Here is a 17,313-nt window from a genome sequence, read left to right on the forward strand (position 1 = left end):
CTGTTCTCAATGGCGAGTACCCCGATCATCCGCCACATCAAGATCAGAGCCAATGCGACCCCTTATGATCCGACATACCGACAGTACTTTGAGCGTCGTGCGCGGATCAGATAGCCCGAAGCGGAGCATAAGGGAAGGGATTTATCCAGGAGTAAAGCACGTTGGGTTACCGGGTCATTATCAGGCCTTAGTAAGGCTTGAGCCGTGTGCGCTGAAAGGCGCACGCACGGTTCTTAGAGGGCTGGAGACAGGTAACTGTCTCTGGCTACTCTGCGAAATTTTCCGCTTAAACCAATCTATTGGATTGTATGGGTATAGTTTAACCTGACACTTTTTGCTTAGCGTACTTTAATTTCCCTTTCGCCAAACGACCCCCTATAGCCATTCTGATTTTACGTAACCCCCCAGTACCACGTATTAGATCACCTTTCTCTGGGGACTCGATAAGCTCTATCGCATGACTCACTGGCAAATCTCCTTCACGTTAGAGTACAGGGTACTCTCCTTTGGTTCTAAAATTACCAGCATGACTTACAAATTTATTCTATACCTTTAGTCGCGCTACTGATCCCGTTGAAATCGGGTTCAGACTAAAATTAACTGTAAATGAGAGTCAGTTGTGATTTTAAGGGTTCTGTCGCATTAACAGAGAAAATCTGAGTCAATGTGGGGTTCGTTGTATTTTATGCAGCTAATCGATAAAACCTCTCTGCCGGTGACAATGCCTTATCTTCTGATTGATACATTTGGCCGTGGATGCGCATGGTATGCCGGTCAGAGCGCTTTTATTCTGTAGCTCTTTAGAATAAAGTTTACGTCTAATATAGTCGCCCCATTACCTTCAGACTCACCATGTCCCGGCATATCAAATGCAATACCAGCTATAACATTTGATCTTTTTAGAATTAACAGTCAACGAACTTCGCTTTGACTTTGACATTATACTCTCTTCATTACGGTATAGTTTGGCCTCTTTTAGCCTATGAATCAAAGAAAGTACAATACTTGCAGTCAGTGATTTGGAAAAAAATTCTATAAAACTAATCAAAATCTGAAACATTATTGGCCTAATAATTTTGTTAACAGATACCTAGATATATCAAGCAATAAATTTACATGATATAATTCAAATAAAATAACATTATAAAAACAAAACATAGTTAAAATATCATTTATTAACACATATCTTTAAAAGGGTTATTTTTTGACAAAACAATAGGTAATTCGTAGCCTGGCAAATAAATTTCCTCTTCATTTATATTAATATTTTCTTCATTTATCACATCCTCGCCAAATCTATATATTAAATCAAACTCACCCGAGTTAACTTTTTTACTATAGTTAGCTTGGTTAGCTTTAATCTTAAGATTTTTATCATAATAAGATTCAACAGCTTCGATACCATGACGTTTAGCAATCATGCTAAGCACCACGCTTGGAGACAAAAGTGGAGCAGTTGCATTATTGCCACCAAACCCTTTCGAGTTGACAAATGCTATGTCAATTGCCTCGGTATGATAGTTCGATGTTCTAATGTCAAGGTGCTCTGCATAAACATCATCGGCGACTTTTTCTATAGTAGAGATACCAGGAACTATATTGTGGCTAAATATACCAAGCGCGACTGCTAGCTGATCACCGCTTGACGCTGCTAAAGTATGGCCAAGATAAGCTTTTGGAGCAGTTACTTTCCAATTTGAAATACGAAACGCTTTTGCTACACAGTCAAATACTTGCGATTCAGTCACTCGATTTTGCGGTGTACTTGAACCGTGTGCAATAATACAGCTCCGATTTCGAACAGAATCTTTGCTGGTGATGTTGGCTGCCAATGATACAGCCTTAGTCATGGTAATATAATTACCCGCACCTGGGGCAGTAATGGACTTTTTAATCCCGTCCGCATTTACAAAAACGTCAGGGACAGCAGCCATGATATGTGCTCCCAAAGAAATAGCTAAAGCATCGTCCATTAGCACAATAAATTGAGCACTTTCACCTATTGTAAAGCCGCAATTATTTCCAAATGGCCGGCTCACTCGACTTAAATCTATATTTGCTTCATCCACACCGTCTAACTTTTTAAGACTATCAAGGTCAGCCAAAGCACCCATATTCGCAAAGCCCTCGACAATTTCTGGCGTAATTGCACAGTCTGCACTTCCCACAATAGCGACGCGAGTACGCCCTCCTTGTATATCGTTTACTGCAGCTTTCAAATTATAAAGAAATGTTGCACATGCACCAGTCGTTGAAAAAGTTGTGCCTACACTTCCAATAACGTAAGCATTTATAAAGTCTGTAGACATAGAATTTAGCCCTAATGCCAAATTCTTACTATTACTTCTCTCACCTCTGAGACGATTTCCCATTATCCCACCAAACCCTTCCTTTTGCATTTGACCAGTTAAAGAAGCTGAGTAAGTACCAATTTTGTCTGGCTCTACCAAAGATAGAACTTCGTCCCAATCTAACCCACATGATTTTATAGCATCGGTAGCTGCAAAAATAGTCGCTTGTAATCCTCGAGGGTGGCTACGACTTTTATATAATTCTTCGAGTTCAAACCCCTTAGGTAATTGACCTGCAGCTTTAATTCTATTGTCAAAATAAGCATCATGCTTGACACAAAGATCGCCATGTACTGTAACTTCCACTCGATTATTTTCGAGCGAGGTAACTTCCCAATTTCGAGGTACTGGAGCAGGCAAAGAAGATTTTTCAGTTTCAAAAACCAATCTATCCCCTTTTTTCGCACTTAATGTCATCTTCTTCTGCCAGTGTGTGGCATCTACATCAAAATGAGACTTATCTATTTTACGAATCAACGTCCCTTGCAATATTTCTTCACCATACTTGGATTCAATCTCATGCAACATGATTGGTTGACCTTCGTGATCGATAAAGCCATTTTTACCAATTGAAACTAAGTTCATTAACGTCGCGAGACCCCAAAAAGTCTCTTGGCGCGCTTCTTGGCTTAATTTATCAATAACAATACGACGAAATCCTTGATGAAATGACGTTCTCCCTGCAGCGTTTATACCACCAGAGCCAACGATAACGGGCAAAGCAAGCATATGATTTTAATTCCTATGAAAAATAATTAGTTGATGAATATTCTAATTCAATTTAAAATGTTTCATTATGAAAAAAAAGCCAATATTTTATATTTTTCGGCCAATCAATAACTGATAATATATGAAGATAAAAAATGTACACATTGTTATTTTTCCTAATCTCCTGACTAGCAGCATTACCTTACCTATTGAAATGCTTCATGCTGGTTTAGCCTCATCACAGATAGAAAATAAAAGCAATAACATCAGTATCAATTATATCTCAGACAAGGGTTATGATATTTCGTTGCATGAAAATTTTAATATTAAGCCAGATTCATCTGCTAATTCTGCCCCCTACGCAGATTTAATAATTGTTCCTAGTATTTGGCGAAACCCAAGACCTATTATAAAAAAAAGTAGGGATATCTTAAGCTATTTATTAAATCAGTGGAAAAATGGAGCAACAATAGTTGCTGTTGGTACTGGAGTATGCTTGTTAGCGGAGTCAGGTCTATTAGATGGCCTTGCTGCAACGACTCATTGGCATTACTCCAAACAATTTAAAAAAGACTATCCCAAGGTAAACTTAAAGTCAGAATTTTTCATTACTCAATCAAATAGAATCTACTGTGCAGCTAGCCTCAATGCACTAGCAGATATTATGGTTCATTTAGTTTCCCTCCTTTATGGCAGGAAAGCAGCTAAAAATGTACAACGCAATTTTTCTCATGAAATACGACGGCCATACGAAGAACAACGGTACCTCGACGGTGCAGTAGATCGACACCCAGATGAGTTAATAAGCGATATTCAATTTTGGTTAAAAGATAACATTAATGAAAACATGAATCTTAATAGATTAGCCGCTTACTTTTCTATTTCACCACGGACATTGACCCGACGATTCAAAAGCTCTACAGGATTATCTACTAAAAAATATATACAAGGGATAAGTTTAAATATGGCAAAAGATCTTCTTGCCAAGACTAATTTAACTGTACATGAAATATCTGTAGCAGCCGGATATGAGAGCCAGGCTTACCTTAGTAAAGTGTTCAAGCAACATTTTGATTTAAGCCCGACAGAATATCGACAAATGGTCCGAAAGAAGCTCTTTACACTTTAATTAGAGCATCATTACCATGATTTTTATTAGTAATGTGACAGAATTAGGGGTTCCGTGGTCATTTCTGCAATAACACCCGCTAAGCGATTTTCAGCCTGACGGAAATCACTTGTTTTCCGTCAGTTTTTAAGTCTAATTTTCACTGATATGGAACTCTCAGATGGCGTCTCCGCGTTTATCCATTCTTACCGATGAAGAAATTCATTCCCTTTATGAAATCCCTGATATTAATGACGAAGAAAGAGAATTTTTGTTTGAGTTAGACGCTGAAGACAGAAAATACCTTAATTCAATAAAAAATATATCTCAGAAAATTAATTACATACTTCAATTAGGATACTATAAATCGACCAATTACTTTTTCCAATTTAGTTTCCAAAAAAGAAAGTCTGATGTCCTTTTTATCTTAAAACGTTATTTTCCTGATGAAACTTTCCCTAAAAAGCAAATAGCGAGAAAATATCACTATAACAATCGACGTTTTGTGATAAACAAATATGGCGTAATTGACATAAATAACGTGATTATTAGTCAATTAGAGAAAGAAACCAAATCACTAGTCAAACGCCACGCTTTACCTAAATTTATCCTTCAAGAGCTATTAGATTACTGTTTAAATAACAATCTATTACGTCCAGCTTACTCAACAATGCAGAACATTGTTTCTTGCGCACTTCGCCAAGAACAACAGAGATTAAATAATAATTTTTATGCCAAAATCGAACCGACGATTCGAAGCCAATTAGATAATCAGTCCGACGTTGAAATAGCTTATATTTCCGGTGATATGCACAGCATTAATCGGGTGAACTTTGCATTACTCCATTTATTTGGATACCGTTTCCACTTCTGCTCGAAGCCAAGCTCGACCGACTTTATATGATCACATTGTTGTTTCCTGCGATAAAGGCCTGAAATATCTGTTGAGCAAAAACGCGCTTGCAGGAACAGAATATGCCAGACCACAGTTACCGCGCCACATCTCAACTCTACATAGCATTTTCTTCCTTCCAGGGAGGAGTGTAGTCAATTTAATTTGTCGATTTGCTCCTCCTCTGACCTGTCCGGTTTGCCTATATTGGTTTATCTTTAGTATTGAAGCGTATTTTGTCTAGCCTCTGTGAGGGTACTATGTATGGCAAACTATCAAAACCTTTTAGTTGCAATTGATCCAAGTCAGGACGATCAGCCGGCATTAAGACGTGCAGTTTATATCGTGCAACGTAGCGGTGGCCGGATTAAAGCTTTTTTACCTATTTATGATCTCTCCTATGAAATGACAACCTTACTCTCCCCTGAAGAAGCCAGTGCTATGCGTAAAGGTGTTACCAGCCAGCGCACTGCCTGGCTTAAACAGCAAGCGCACTACTATCTGAAAGCCGGGATTGATATTGAAATAAAAGTGATATGGCACAATCGGCCTTATGAAGCCATTATCCAAGAGGTCATTACGGGTGAACACGATTTGCTTCTGAAGATGACACATAAGCATGACAAGTTGGGGTCCTTGATTTTCACCCCGCTTGACTGGCAGTTACTACGCAAATGCCCATGTCCGGTATGGATGGTAAAAGATCAGATATGGCCAGATCAGGGTTCTGTTCTCGTTGCGGTTAATTTGTCTAATGAAGAATCGTACCATCATGAACTGAACCTAAAACTGGTCAGGGAAACCCAAGAACTGGCACACCAGATAATGCCAGATCCCGAAATTCATTTGGTCAGCGCTTATCCTGTCGCACCACTGAATATTGCTATTGAACTACCGGATTTCGACCCAAGCATTTATAACCATGCGCTGCGTGGTCAACATCTGATTTCAATGAAAGAGCTTCGCCAGAAATTCTGCATTGATGAGAAATACACTCATATCCATGAAGGGTTACCGGGGAATGTTATTCCTGAAATGTGTGATGAGATGAACGCAGGTATTGTCGTTTTTGGTATTTTGGGCAGAACAGGGTTGTCTGCTGCTTTTCTGGGAAACACCGCAGAACATGTGATCGACCATCTAAAATGTGACCTGCTGGCTATCAAACCTGATGGTTTTGTATGTCCGGTCAAAGCGGCTAAAGAGTAACAGTAACAAAATGATAAGTATCCATTTGGTGTTAAACCCGGAGCAGATTTTATGTCCCGGGTTTATTGACAAGAGTTTTAACGCCAGATAAACGGTTCAGGCAATGTAACGCCAAGGATCTCCTCGCGTGCTATGCGCCAGAAAAGACGAATACCCGCTTTAACTTGATGCGTTTCTTTTCCCAATACTTTGAAGATTAGGCCGCATTGATTAGGTAAGCGGCTAGCACCGCTGGCTATGCCGGTTTCTGCATCGTATTGAGGCGTGATGCGTGCCAGAATATGATCATGGTGAACCGAAGGTGTCAGTAAGATCACGTTACCAAACACATGAAATGGCCCCATCACCCCAACACTGTTCAACGGTTGTTTTTTGGGCTCCAATACATAACGTTCAGCAAATAATATTTTGTCTTCGAAATCCATTGCCGTAATCCGTGATGAGTAAACATCAAATTTAAACCCCTGATCGGCGGGATGGTATTTGCGACCAGACATGATTATCTCGGAATAAATTAACGTGGCAGTTGGATGAATGGTTATCTGGGTATCAGTAATAAACCGGGAACCACTATGAGGTATAACCGGATCGGGCATCATTTCCAAATAGCCTCCCTGCTCTATCTGAATAGTTTGTACCTGCGCCGCATAGTTATTCACCATTGAATGAATCTTCGTCGCTGATTGGGTGGTGACATGGCCAAACGCATCTTGAGCAACATGAATGTCAAGCGCCAGCCTGTCCCCCTGCAATAGACATCCCGACGTGGAGATCATAAATACACACGGCATCTGCGGCAGTGCTTCATCCCAATACAGCGCCCGTTGCACCAAATAAGGAACCCGGCGTTCCATGCGGGCCAGAATACTGCGGCCACCACGCCGGGCAAACCCCAATCGCAGATAGCCGCTTTTACCGATATCACCGCTTGCCATCTGGGGAGGTTCATCCTGAAACAGGGCAAGTTCCGGCGCGTTGATACCAAGCTCGCTAACCCGTTTATGTGCTTCACCAATGATGCTCTGCGAGCAGGTCGAGGTCATTGTGTCGCCTGTAACGAGTGAGTAAATAAGAAATCTCGCATGATCATATTTACCAGCGTTTCAACACCTTCACCCGTCTTGCAGTTGGTGAGGATATAAGGACGCTGACCACGCACGACTTGGGTGTCACTCTCCATCACCGCCAAGCTAGCGCCGACATAAGGCGCCAAATCGATTTTATTGATCACCAGAATATCCGCCTGTACCAGTCCAGGCCCGTTCTTGCGCGGAATTTTTTCCCCGTCAGCCACATCAATCACATAAATATAAAAGTCCGCCAATGCCGGGCTAAACGTGAGTGTCAGGTTATCCCCACCACTTTCAATTAACACAACATCCGTGTCAGGAAAACGAGCCTCCATTTCCTCGACCGCGGAAATATTCATACTGGGATCTTCGCGCACTGCTGTGTGCGGACAAGCGCCGGTTTCCACCCCGAGTATCTTCTCCTCATCCAAAATACCTTTCAGTGTCCGTTTGACCTGTTTAGCATCCTCAGTGGTAACAATGTCATTGGTGATAATCAGGGGTTTTATTCCGCGCTGAATCAAAATAGGCGTGATCACTTCAATAACCGCCGTCTTACCTGAACCTACCGGGCCGCCAATACCAATTCGGGTAATTTTTTTCACAGAAATTTCCTCTCTCGATTAAGACATGGTTGTTAATTACTGAACAACCGGGTAAACGCACCGACGTGCAATACAGCCAATACATCGGTCACAGGTGCATAAGATGTCATCTGCTCAATTCCGCCCTTTTCCGCTTCATCACAAAACCGTTCAATATCCTGATTCAGTGAGAACAAGATACGCTGAATTTCAATGTGGGTGATGCGCATCAGACGTATGGCTGCACTGAGTATCGTCATCGCGACACCATATTGATGCATAACAATGATTTCACGTGGAGCCGCCCCTAATGCACTCATGACGACTGCCAGGGTAATCGGATAAGTCCCTGCGGCAATATCGCTCTTTATTTGCGCCAGCCACCATGCAATCAACGACTCACCGGTTACCTCAACCGCCATTTCCGCTAACTTTTTCCCCATCCGCGTCACCATAGTGCGACTTTCTTCATTTAATTTGCGGTTAAATACTGCCCAATCATGGGAGATGGCGGTGTCACGCTGTCCACTATTCAATGCCTGACAAGCCGCAACCACTGCCCGTCCATCACCGCTAACCGCCTGTAACAACGCCGTCCGGGTAAAATCGCTTAACGTTGCCACGTCATGCACGATTTTACTCTGAATAGCGGATTCCAGACCGTTTGAAAAAGAAAACGCGCCAACAGGCAACACGGAATCAGCAAACTGCATGATTCTGATTAAGCGGAGTGCATTCATTTTAATTTGATCACATGCTGGTTCAGAAACGTGTTATCAACATGAACATGTGTCGCGGAATCCTCTGCACCGCCAAATAATAAGCGTGCCTCGGCGTTGTTAAGGTAAAGCAAGATCTCTTCACCCTTGACAAAGGAATAAGGCAACGCATGAAAACCATGCGTTTTCATTACCGAATCCATCACCTTGGTTGATACTGTCAGCGGAATATAGATCTGATTATTTTTAATCACTGACTTCCAATGCTGGTTGCCTAAAGCATGACCAAGTTCAAAACTGGTTTTCATTACTGTCTCTGAATCCAACGACAATAATGACTTCAAATGAATAACCATTACATCACGCAGGCTCATCTGGACAATAACGGCCAGCCCTTTAACTTCATCCCACAACAAAATATCGCCGTCCGACAATACCTGATTGCGGTCAAGAGAAATCCCCAAATCCAACCCGTTAAGCGTGGATTTGCGGCAACGGCTTTTTTGCGCTTCCCATTGCGAAAGTACTAAGATATCCGGCGAGATGCCTTGCAAGCGATCTCGCCAGGAAACATCTTTTTTGGCATTACCAAGAATCTGTTCAATAACAATCATAAGATAATCCTCTAAGTACGTGGATCGGTTAATCCGACCAGAAAAATATTCTCTGGCCGGACAGCAAAAAATATATCAACTAAAGAAATAACGCTGATTGAGCGCTACTGTCCTGACGGGTTTTACCGTGGCATATTCACCATTCACCTTGACGGCAAAGGTTTCGGCATCCACTTCAATGGTTGGCGTTTCAGCATTACGCACCATATCTTTCTTGGAGATAGCCCGGCAGTTGCGCACCGCCATAACCTGGCGCTCCAAACCCAGTCTCTCTTTTACCCCTTGTTCCATCGCTGCCTGGGAGACAAAAGTCACACAGGTTTCCTGAAGGGTTTTGCCCAACGCGCCAAACATCGGACGATAAAATGTCGGCTGTGGTGTCGGCAATGAAGCATTCGGATCACCCATCACCGCCCAGTTAATCATACCGCCTTTGATGACCAGTTTAGGTTTTGCACCAAAGAAACGGGGTTCCCACAATACAAGATCGGCCATTTTTCCTACTTCAACTGAACCCAGAACGTGGCTTATCCCCTGTGCAATTGCCGGGTTAATCGTAATTTTGGCAACATAACGCAAGACACGGAAATTATCGTTATGCGCCGTGTCTTCCGGCAACTTGCCGCGCGCCGCTTTCATGGCATGGGCCGTTTGCATCACCCGCAACCAGTTTTCGCCTACCCGCCCCATAGCCTGGGAGTCACTGGAAAACATCGACAGCACTCCCATATCGTGCAAAACATTTTCCGCGGCAATGGTCTCCGGGCGTACACGGCTTTCCGAAAATGCAACATCAGCCGGTACTTTGGGATTAAGGTTATGGCAAACCATAATCATATCAAACAGTTCCGCTTGGCTATTAATACCATAAGGCAGCGTGGGATTAGTTGAACTGGGTAACACGTTCATCTGGCTGGCAACTTTGATGATATCCGGCGCATGTCCGCCACCAGCCCCTTCGGTATGAAAAGTATGAATGGTACGGCCTTCAAAAGCGTCGATGGTATCTTCAACATAACCACCTTCATTCAAACTGTCGGTATGGACCGCTACCTGAATATCCATTTCATCCGCTACACGTAAGGCATGACGCAATGCAGAATTGGTTGCCCCCCAGTCTTCATGCACTTTCAGCCCGGCAACACCCGCTTTAATCTGTTCTACCAGCGGCATAGCCACCGCAGCATGGCCTTTTCCCAAAATACCGACGTTAACCGGTAAGCCTTCAAAAGCACGCAACATACGATGGATATGCCACGGACCGGCGGTAACCGTTGTGCCGTTAGTTCCGTCAGTGGGGCCAACACCACCGCCAAAAAAAGTCGTCACACCATTGGACAACGCATGTTCAGCCTGTTGGGGAGAGATAAAATGAATATGGGTATCAATGCCGGCAGCCGTGAGGATAAGATGCTCACCGGATATCGCATCAGTACTGACACCAACCACCATGCCAGGTGTAATGCCATTCATCATACTGGGGTTACCACTTTTACCTATCCCGACGATGCGCCCCTCTTTTATGCCGACATCGGCTTTAATGACGCCTTGACGTGCATCCAAAATCGTGACGTTGGTGATCACCAAATCCAATACATTTTCACTGGTCATACGGTTATCGGCACCCATGCCATCGCGCAGCGATTTACCTCCGCCATAGACCGATTCATCACCATAACCGCGCAGATCTTTCTCAATTTCAATAAACAGATTGGTATCAGCCAGGCGAATCTTATCTCCGATAGTCGGACCAAAAAGACCGACATATTCCTGCCGGGAAATGGTTGGCATAGTTTATTCCTTTGTTCGAATAGTTTTCCGACGTTCGTTAACTTTACCTTGAATTTATTGGATGGTTTTATAACCCTAGTTTTATTACCCGGCGTGCAGCCATGTCTTTTCTACGTACTCCTCAGCGGCAACCCGGCTTTTACCCGCCCAACCATCGACTAAGTTATTAAATCCATAAACGTTTTGTTTCCCACCCACAGGGATTAATGACACCTCAATTTCATCACCGGGTTCAAAACGGATTGCGGTTGTTGACGTGATATTGAGTCGTTTGCCAAACGCAGCCGCACGATCAAATTGCAGAGCTTTGTTCACCTCAAAAAAATGGAAATGAGATCCCACCTGGATAGGGCGATCACCTGAATTGCGAACCCTTAATTGAATAGCCGGACAATCTTCATTAAAAGATATCGGACCTTCAGCAAGAATATATCCCCCCAACGGAGTAATATCTTCTTTATTATTTTCTTTCATCGGAAAATCTCCACGCTAATACGTGAACCAAGACTATAAATTAATATTTTGCCCAGATAACTTTTCCTGCTATTTATAATTTGTTTCAGCAATTATTGGATGGGATCATGCACAGTCACCAAACGACTGCCATCCGTAAATATGGCTTCAACCTGCACATGTGGAATGAGATCAGCTACACCATCCATCACATCTTCTTTAGTCAGAACGTGCCTTGAATCATCCATGACTTCTTCCAGCGTTTTCCCCTCTCTGGCCCCTTCCAGCGCAGCCGCGGTAATAATAGCAACGGCTTCAGGGTAATTGAGTTTTAAGCCGCGGGACTTACGCTTTAATGCGACATCAGCCAGTGTATATACCATGAGTTTCTCAATTTCCCTTGGCGTTAATTGCATAAAACCCCCTAATAATTGGTTATTCCATACGGTCGCACTGTCATGTCAATAAGCTATAACTTAATACGCTTTTCCCAACAGACTTTATTCAAAATTTGCTCTTTTACCAATTTAAATATTGGAAAATATATCCTTTGGTAAAAAAGTTTTGACACCAGAATTATAATATGTCAATTAAGTAACTCCCCTTACAACAGGTTAGTCCTCTTACCTTTTATTTAAGTTTATCTAAGTTAATATTACAAGTTAATTAGTATTATGATTTAGCAAAAGACCGTACATTATTGCGTACAGAGGCTGCTTACCGTTTTTGTCTTTCAGAAATCATCCGCAAACGGGTTTAACATTGACAGGTTTCTTATATGAATAAAAAACACGCACTTTCTCTTCTTGTTGTTCTGATTGCCGCCAACGTACTTGCCTGGATTTGGGCATTTATCGCTTTCCGCCATCATGCGGTCATGATGGGGGCGGCTCTGCTGGCATACGGTTATGGGCTACGCCATGCGGTCGACGCCGATCATATCGCAGCAATTGATAACGTCACCCGTAAACTGATGCAACAGGGTAAATCACCTATTGCCGTCGGCGCTTTCTTTTCTCTGGGACACTCTACCATTGTCATTCTGGCCTGCCTCGCTATTGTCCTGACTTCAATGGCTTTTAAAGATCAAATGGGCTGGGTTCATGACTATGGCGGCATTATTGGCACTCTCGTTTCTGCCTGCTTTCTGTTGGCGATAGCGTTAATTAATTTGCTGATACTGAAAAGTGTTTATCAGAAGTTTCAGGAGATCAAACGTGGAAAAGAGTTGGCAAACAGTGATTTAACTGTGCTGGAAACAACGCCGGGAGGAGTAATGACCCGCCTGTTTCACTCGGTCTTCCGGCTGGTCAGCAAAAGCTGGCATATGTATCTGGTCGGTTTCCTGTTTGGATTGGGTTTCGATACCGCGACCGAAGTTGGGCTGTTGAGTATATCTGCCGCCGGCTCTCTTAGTGGACTGCCTTTATGGTCGCTGATGGTATTCCCGGCGCTATTTGCCAGTAGCATGGCGCTAATCGATTCACTGGATAATTTTGTGATGGTGGGGGCCTATGGCTGGGCTTTTTCCCAACCAACACGCAAACTCTACTACAACATGACCATTACCGCCGCCTCTGTCGCCGTGGCGCTGTTCATCGGTGGGCTGGAAGCACTCGGCCTTATCGCTGATCAGTGGGATCTGCATGGTGCTTTCTGGAACACCATCGGGGCATTAAACGACAATATGGGCAATGTTGGTTTTTGGGTTGTCGGGATTTTTATTCTGTTCTGGACATTATCAGTGATGAATTATCGCTGGCAGGGATACCACACATTGGAAATTAAGTAGTAAAAACAGTCTGTTTTCTGCAATTAACGCTACATATTGTCATTCTTACTACTCAATGATATCATTTGTGTTACTAGTGATATCATCATGAGGAAGACTATGCAGAAAAAACAAACAATAACCCTTCGCTTAGATGAAGGGTTAAAATCACGCATCAAATCTTTGGCTGACGTGCAAGGCATTTCTGCCCATTCACTCATGGTACGTTCAATTGAAAACGAAATTGATGCTCTGGAGACCAGACAAAAATTTTTACGTGATGCTGAAAATGCCTGGTTAGAATACGAAGCTACCGGCTTACATTTGACTGGCGATGAACTTTCTGACTGGTTGGACGCTATTGCACGCGGAGAAGATAAGGATTTACCCGAATGCCATCTGTAGTCGTCACTTCAGCAGTTGTAAGGGACATAAAACGCCTTGTTGATTTTTTGCGTCAACGTGATGCAATTGCTGCAAAATCAGCATCTAGTGTCATTAGTAAGCACATCCGGGCGCTGAAATCTAACGTATTAGTCGGACGACCAACAGAAGTTTATCCACTTTTTGAGTTAGTCATCCCTTTTGGTGGCACAGGATATGTATTGCTATACAGAGAGTCTCCCGGAAGTAATACACGTTACGTTTTGGCTATCCGCCATCAGCGCGAAACCGACTATAAGCATTAACCCCAAAGCATGAACACCTAACGGAAAAGTGGGAAGGCTGGTTTACCGAGCTGAAAGAGCTACAAACACAAACTTGTTCTGTCTCTTAATCAGGATATATAACTAAGAGACAGAAACCCAATCATGATTTGTAAGTTATAGCGATAAGGAATTACAGTGCACGCAGGATTGCTTCGACACTCGCTTTCGCATCACCAAACAACATCTGGCTATTGTCTTTAAAGAACAGCGGGTTTTGTACACCAGCGTAACCTGTGTTCATGGAGCGTTTAAACACAATAACACTCTGTGATTTCCACACTTCCAGTACTGGCATACCCGCAATCGGGCTGTTTGGATCTTCCTGTGCAGCCGGGTTAACGGTGTCGTTGGCACCGATGACCAGTACAGTGTCTGTATCAGAGAAATCATCATTGATTTCATCCATTTCCAGAACAACGTCATAAGGAACTTTAGCTTCCGCCAACAGCACGTTCATATGCCCAGGCAAACGCCCTGCAACCGGATGGATACCAAAGCGAACCTTAATCCCCTTTTCACGCAGTTTGGCAGTAATGTCATGTACTGGATACTGCGCCTGTGCAACCGCCATACCGTATCCCGGTGTGATGATGACAGACGTTGAGTTTTTCAGCAGTTCAGCAACCTCTTCCGCTGTGGTTTCGCGATATTCGCCCATATCCTGATCATCACCGGTCGAGGAACCATCCGTCCCAAATCCGCCTGCAATCACACTGATAAAAGAACGGTTCATTGCCTTACACATAATGTAAGACAGAATAGCCCCCGAAGAACCGACCAGCGCTCCCGTGACAATCAGCAAGTCATTACTCAGCATGAATCCAGCAGCAGCAGCGGCCCAACCCGAATAGGAGTTCAGCATCGAAACCACCACCGGCATATCCGCGCCACCGATAGAAGCAACCAAATGCCAGCCAAACACCAATGCGATTGCCGTCATGATCAACAGGGTGGAGATTTGCAGGCCCGTACTTTCCGTTTTCACAAAGGTAATTAACAGGACAAAGGAGATAACCAGCGCTGCAAGGTTTAATTTATGCCGATTCGGCAACATCAGCGGTTTGGAAGAAATCTTTCCGCATAATTTACCAAATGCCACAACAGAACCGGTGAAAGTGACCGCACCGATGAAAACACCCAGGAATACTTCTGTCAGATGGATATTCTCCATCACAGGTTCCGCGAAACTATCGTGAGCAATAAAGCTGTTAAAACCAACCAGCACCGCAGCCAAACCGACAAAACTGTGCAATATGGCGACCAATTCTGGCATTTCCGTCATTTCAACTTTGTTTGCCAGACGAATACCAATAACCGCACCGATCACCATCGCCAGAATAACCCAAACAACATTTCCGGTATCAGGCCCGAAGATAGTCGCAACCAATGCGATTGCCATCCCGGTGACACCCAAAATATTCCCGCGTTTGGCACTTTCGTGACGAGACAAACCCGCAAGGCTGAAAATAAATAAGATGGCAGCAACAATATATGCCGCTATAACGACTCCACTCGACATCAATTACCCCTTAGTCCTTACGAAACATTTTCAGCATACGTTGAGTGACAGTAAAGCCACCGAAGATATTAATGCTGGCAATTAAAATAGCGATAAATGAGAAGAAGCTTACCCATCCACCATCACCAATTTGCAATAACGCCCCAACAACGATAATTCCCGAAATGGCGTTAGTTACTGACATTAGCGGTGTATGTAAAGCATGGCTGACATTCCAGACCACGTAGTAACCCACCACACAAGCCAATGCAAAAACAGTAAAGTGAGATAAAAACTCTTTTGGGGCAACATTGGCTAACCCGCTGAACAAAATAACAGCCAGTGCCAGCAAGCCATATTTCAACCAAGGTGAAGCAGGTTTAGTCTCTGGCTTTTCTGCTTTGACTGGTGCCGGTTTTGTTGTCTGCTGTGCAGAAACTTGAATTGGCGGCGCCGGCCAGGTCACTTCCCCCTCTTTTACGACGGTCACGCCACGAATAACAACATCATCAAAATCAATATTGATTTCGCCATTTTTCTCTTTGCACAATAGCTTGAGTAGATTAACCAAATTAGTCCCGTACAGTTGTGAAGATTGCGTTGGTAAACGGCTTGGTAAATCGGTGTAACCGATAATCTTCACGCCATTTTCTGTCACAACTAATTTGTCTGCTTGCGTTAATTCACAGTTACCCCCCGTCTGAGCCGCCAGGTCAACAATCACACTGCCCGGTTTCATTGATTCAACCATCTCTTTGGTGATAAGACGCGGAGCGGGTTTCCCTGGAATCAGCGCAGTTGTCACAATAATGTCAACTTCTTTCGCCTGTGCTGCAAAAAGCGCCATCTCTGCTTTAATGAAAGCTTCGGACATGACTTTTGCATATCCGTCACCACTACCGGCCTCTTCTTCAAAATCCAGTTCGAGAAACTCCGCTCCCATGCTCTGAACCTGCTCTTTAACTTCAGGCCGGGTATCAAACGCACGGACAATCGCCCCCAAGCTGCCCGCTGCACCAACAGCAGCCAGGCCAGCAACACCGGCACCAATAATCATCACCTTGGCTGGTGGAACTTTACCTGCGGCTGTAATCTGACCAGTAAAGAAGCGGCCAAATTCATGAGCAGCTTCCACTATCGCCCGGTAACCTGCAATATTCGCCATAGAGCTCAATGCATCCAGCGACTGTGCACGGGAAATACGCGGTACTGAATCCATCGCCAACACAGTGACTTTACGGTCTGATAATTTCTGCATTAACTCAGGGTTTTGTGCCGGCCAGACAAAACTAACCAACGTACTCCCTTCCTTCATTAACGCAATCTCGTCATCCTCAGGAGCATTCACCTTTAGAATGATATCTGAACCCCAAATATTATTACGATCGGTAATTTCGGCTCCGACCTGTTGGTAAGCACTATCCCCAAAGCTGGCTAAATGCCCTGCTCCATTCTCAACAACGACATCGAATCCCAATTTCAACAGTTGTTCCACAGTACTCGGCGTGGCTGCAACACGTGCTTCATTGGCAAGTCGTTCTCTCGGTACACCAATACGCATAATGTTCCCTTCCTAAAGCTTAAGATTAATGATGATTATTACTTGCTGAGGTCAGTTTAGCGATTCAATTAACTTTATTACTGCTATCAGCAAAATCTATCAACGAATATTTTGATAACCGACCGAAAATATTATTGGTGATCCATCACTAATGAGTAAGAAAAATAGCTAAGTAGTATTACCGGCTCACACTTTTCAGTGCCAGTTACTATGATGTTGATAAAAACGCGATGTCGATAAAAACGTGTTGATGAAAACTTATGGTGCCATTTCT

17 protein-coding genes are annotated in these 17,313 nt (G+C 43.5%); 6 read left to right on the forward strand and 11 right to left on the reverse strand.

The window, feature by feature from the left end; translation table 11 throughout:
- Positions 1-319: 319 nt before the first annotated feature.
- Together ACGF63_RS04330 and ACGF63_RS04335 are read right to left on the reverse strand one after the other, a co-directional pair.
- Positions 320-466 carry a hypothetical protein gene (locus ACGF63_RS04330; RefSeq protein ID WP_387629342.1) on the reverse strand — a complete coding sequence of 49 codons (147 nt, stop codon included), beginning with the start codon at positions 464-466 and terminating at the stop codon, positions 320-322.
- A gap of 709 nt (positions 467-1,175) precedes the next feature.
- On the reverse strand, positions 1,176-3,080 hold the full coding sequence (locus ACGF63_RS04335; protein WP_387629031.1) for a beta-ketoacyl synthase: 1,905 nt from the start codon (positions 3,078-3,080) through the stop codon (positions 1,176-1,178).
- A gap of 121 nt (positions 3,081-3,201) precedes the next feature.
- On the opposite strand from ACGF63_RS04335, the gene ACGF63_RS04340 reads away from it, so the two are divergent.
- The 3 genes from ACGF63_RS04340 (at position 3,202) to uspE (ending at position 6,268) form a co-directional block, all read left to right on the forward strand.
- On the forward strand, positions 3,202-4,188 hold the full coding sequence (locus tag ACGF63_RS04340; RefSeq protein WP_387629033.1) for a GlxA family transcriptional regulator: 987 nt from the start codon (positions 3,202-3,204) through the stop codon (positions 4,186-4,188).
- A 160-nt stretch (positions 4,189-4,348) separates the two neighbouring features.
- Positions 4,349-5,071, forward strand: a complete 723-nt coding sequence (locus ACGF63_RS04345) for a DUF4158 domain-containing protein (RefSeq protein WP_387629036.1) — start codon at positions 4,349-4,351, stop codon at positions 5,069-5,071.
- Positions 5,072-5,323: 252 nt separating this feature from the next.
- Positions 5,324-6,268, forward strand: coding sequence for a universal stress protein UspE (gene uspE, locus ACGF63_RS04350; RefSeq protein WP_132354850.1), 945 nt, complete (start codon positions 5,324-5,326; stop codon positions 6,266-6,268).
- Between the two features lie 77 nt (positions 6,269-6,345).
- On the opposite strand, the gene ACGF63_RS04355 is transcribed toward uspE, so the two are convergent.
- From ACGF63_RS04355 to ACGF63_RS04385, 7 genes are all read right to left on the reverse strand, one after another.
- Positions 6,346-7,311, reverse strand: coding sequence for an urease accessory protein UreD (locus ACGF63_RS04355; RefSeq protein ID WP_387629040.1), 966 nt, complete (start codon positions 7,309-7,311; stop codon positions 6,346-6,348).
- Positions 7,308-7,943, reverse strand: a complete 636-nt coding sequence (gene ureG / locus ACGF63_RS04360) for an urease accessory protein UreG (protein WP_036847376.1) — start codon at positions 7,941-7,943, stop codon at positions 7,308-7,310. The genes ACGF63_RS04355 and ureG overlap by 4 nt, the downstream gene beginning before the upstream one ends.
- Before the next feature lie 32 nt (positions 7,944-7,975).
- Positions 7,976-8,662 carry an urease accessory protein UreF gene (locus ACGF63_RS04365; RefSeq protein WP_387629043.1) on the reverse strand — a complete coding sequence of 229 codons (687 nt, stop codon included), beginning with the start codon at positions 8,660-8,662 and terminating at the stop codon, positions 7,976-7,978.
- Complete coding sequence (gene ureE / locus ACGF63_RS04370) at positions 8,659-9,255, reverse strand: urease accessory protein UreE (protein ID WP_387629046.1); 597 nt, start codon at positions 9,253-9,255, stop codon at positions 8,659-8,661. Before ureE ends, ACGF63_RS04365 begins: the two co-directional genes overlap by 4 nt.
- A 75-nt stretch (positions 9,256-9,330) precedes the next feature.
- Positions 9,331-11,046: an urease subunit alpha gene (locus ACGF63_RS04375; protein ID WP_387629049.1), complete on the reverse strand. Its 1,716-nt coding sequence runs from the start codon at positions 11,044-11,046 to the stop codon at positions 9,331-9,333.
- An 84-nt stretch (positions 11,047-11,130) separates the two neighbouring features.
- The gene (locus ACGF63_RS04380; protein WP_132354845.1) at positions 11,131-11,520 is read right to left on the reverse strand and encodes an urease subunit beta; all 390 of its coding nucleotides are present in this window, start codon (positions 11,518-11,520) and stop codon (positions 11,131-11,133) included.
- 92 nt (positions 11,521-11,612) lie between these two features.
- Positions 11,613-11,915, reverse strand: a complete 303-nt coding sequence (locus ACGF63_RS04385) for an urease subunit gamma (protein WP_011146425.1) — start codon at positions 11,913-11,915, stop codon at positions 11,613-11,615.
- A 362-nt stretch (positions 11,916-12,277) separates the two neighbouring features.
- Between ACGF63_RS04385 and ACGF63_RS04390 the strand changes: the two genes are divergently transcribed.
- The 3 genes from ACGF63_RS04390 to ACGF63_RS04400 all read left to right on the forward strand — a co-directional run bounded on the left by ACGF63_RS04390 (position 12,278) and on the right by ACGF63_RS04400 (position 13,959).
- Positions 12,278-13,291 (forward strand): HoxN/HupN/NixA family nickel/cobalt transporter, encoded by a 1,014-nt coding sequence (locus ACGF63_RS04390; RefSeq protein ID WP_387629052.1) that lies wholly within the window; start codon positions 12,278-12,280, stop codon positions 13,289-13,291.
- A gap of 99 nt (positions 13,292-13,390) precedes the next feature.
- Complete coding sequence (locus tag ACGF63_RS04395) at positions 13,391-13,675, forward strand: CopG family ribbon-helix-helix protein (protein WP_132354843.1); 285 nt, start codon at positions 13,391-13,393, stop codon at positions 13,673-13,675.
- Entirely contained in the window at positions 13,663-13,959 is a 297-nt protein-coding gene (locus tag ACGF63_RS04400) for a type II toxin-antitoxin system RelE/ParE family toxin (protein ID WP_036847396.1), read from the forward strand. The genes ACGF63_RS04395 and ACGF63_RS04400 overlap by 13 nt, the downstream gene beginning before the upstream one ends.
- A 151-nt stretch (positions 13,960-14,110) precedes the next feature.
- Here ACGF63_RS04400 and pntB read toward each other — a convergent pair whose 3' ends face one another.
- On the reverse strand, positions 14,111-15,499 hold the full coding sequence (gene pntB / locus ACGF63_RS04405) for a Re/Si-specific NAD(P)(+) transhydrogenase subunit beta (RefSeq protein ID WP_387629056.1): 1,389 nt from the start codon (positions 15,497-15,499) through the stop codon (positions 14,111-14,113).
- A gap of 10 nt (positions 15,500-15,509) precedes the next feature.
- Complete coding sequence (gene pntA / locus ACGF63_RS04410) at positions 15,510-17,039, reverse strand: Re/Si-specific NAD(P)(+) transhydrogenase subunit alpha (RefSeq protein ID WP_387629059.1); 1,530 nt, start codon at positions 17,037-17,039, stop codon at positions 15,510-15,512.
- Between the last annotated feature and the right edge of the window lie 274 nt (positions 17,040-17,313).

This window comes from Photorhabdus sp. RM322S (genome assembly GCF_042879395.1).
Taxonomy (GTDB): Bacteria; Pseudomonadota; Gammaproteobacteria; order Enterobacterales; family Enterobacteriaceae; genus Photorhabdus; species Photorhabdus khanii.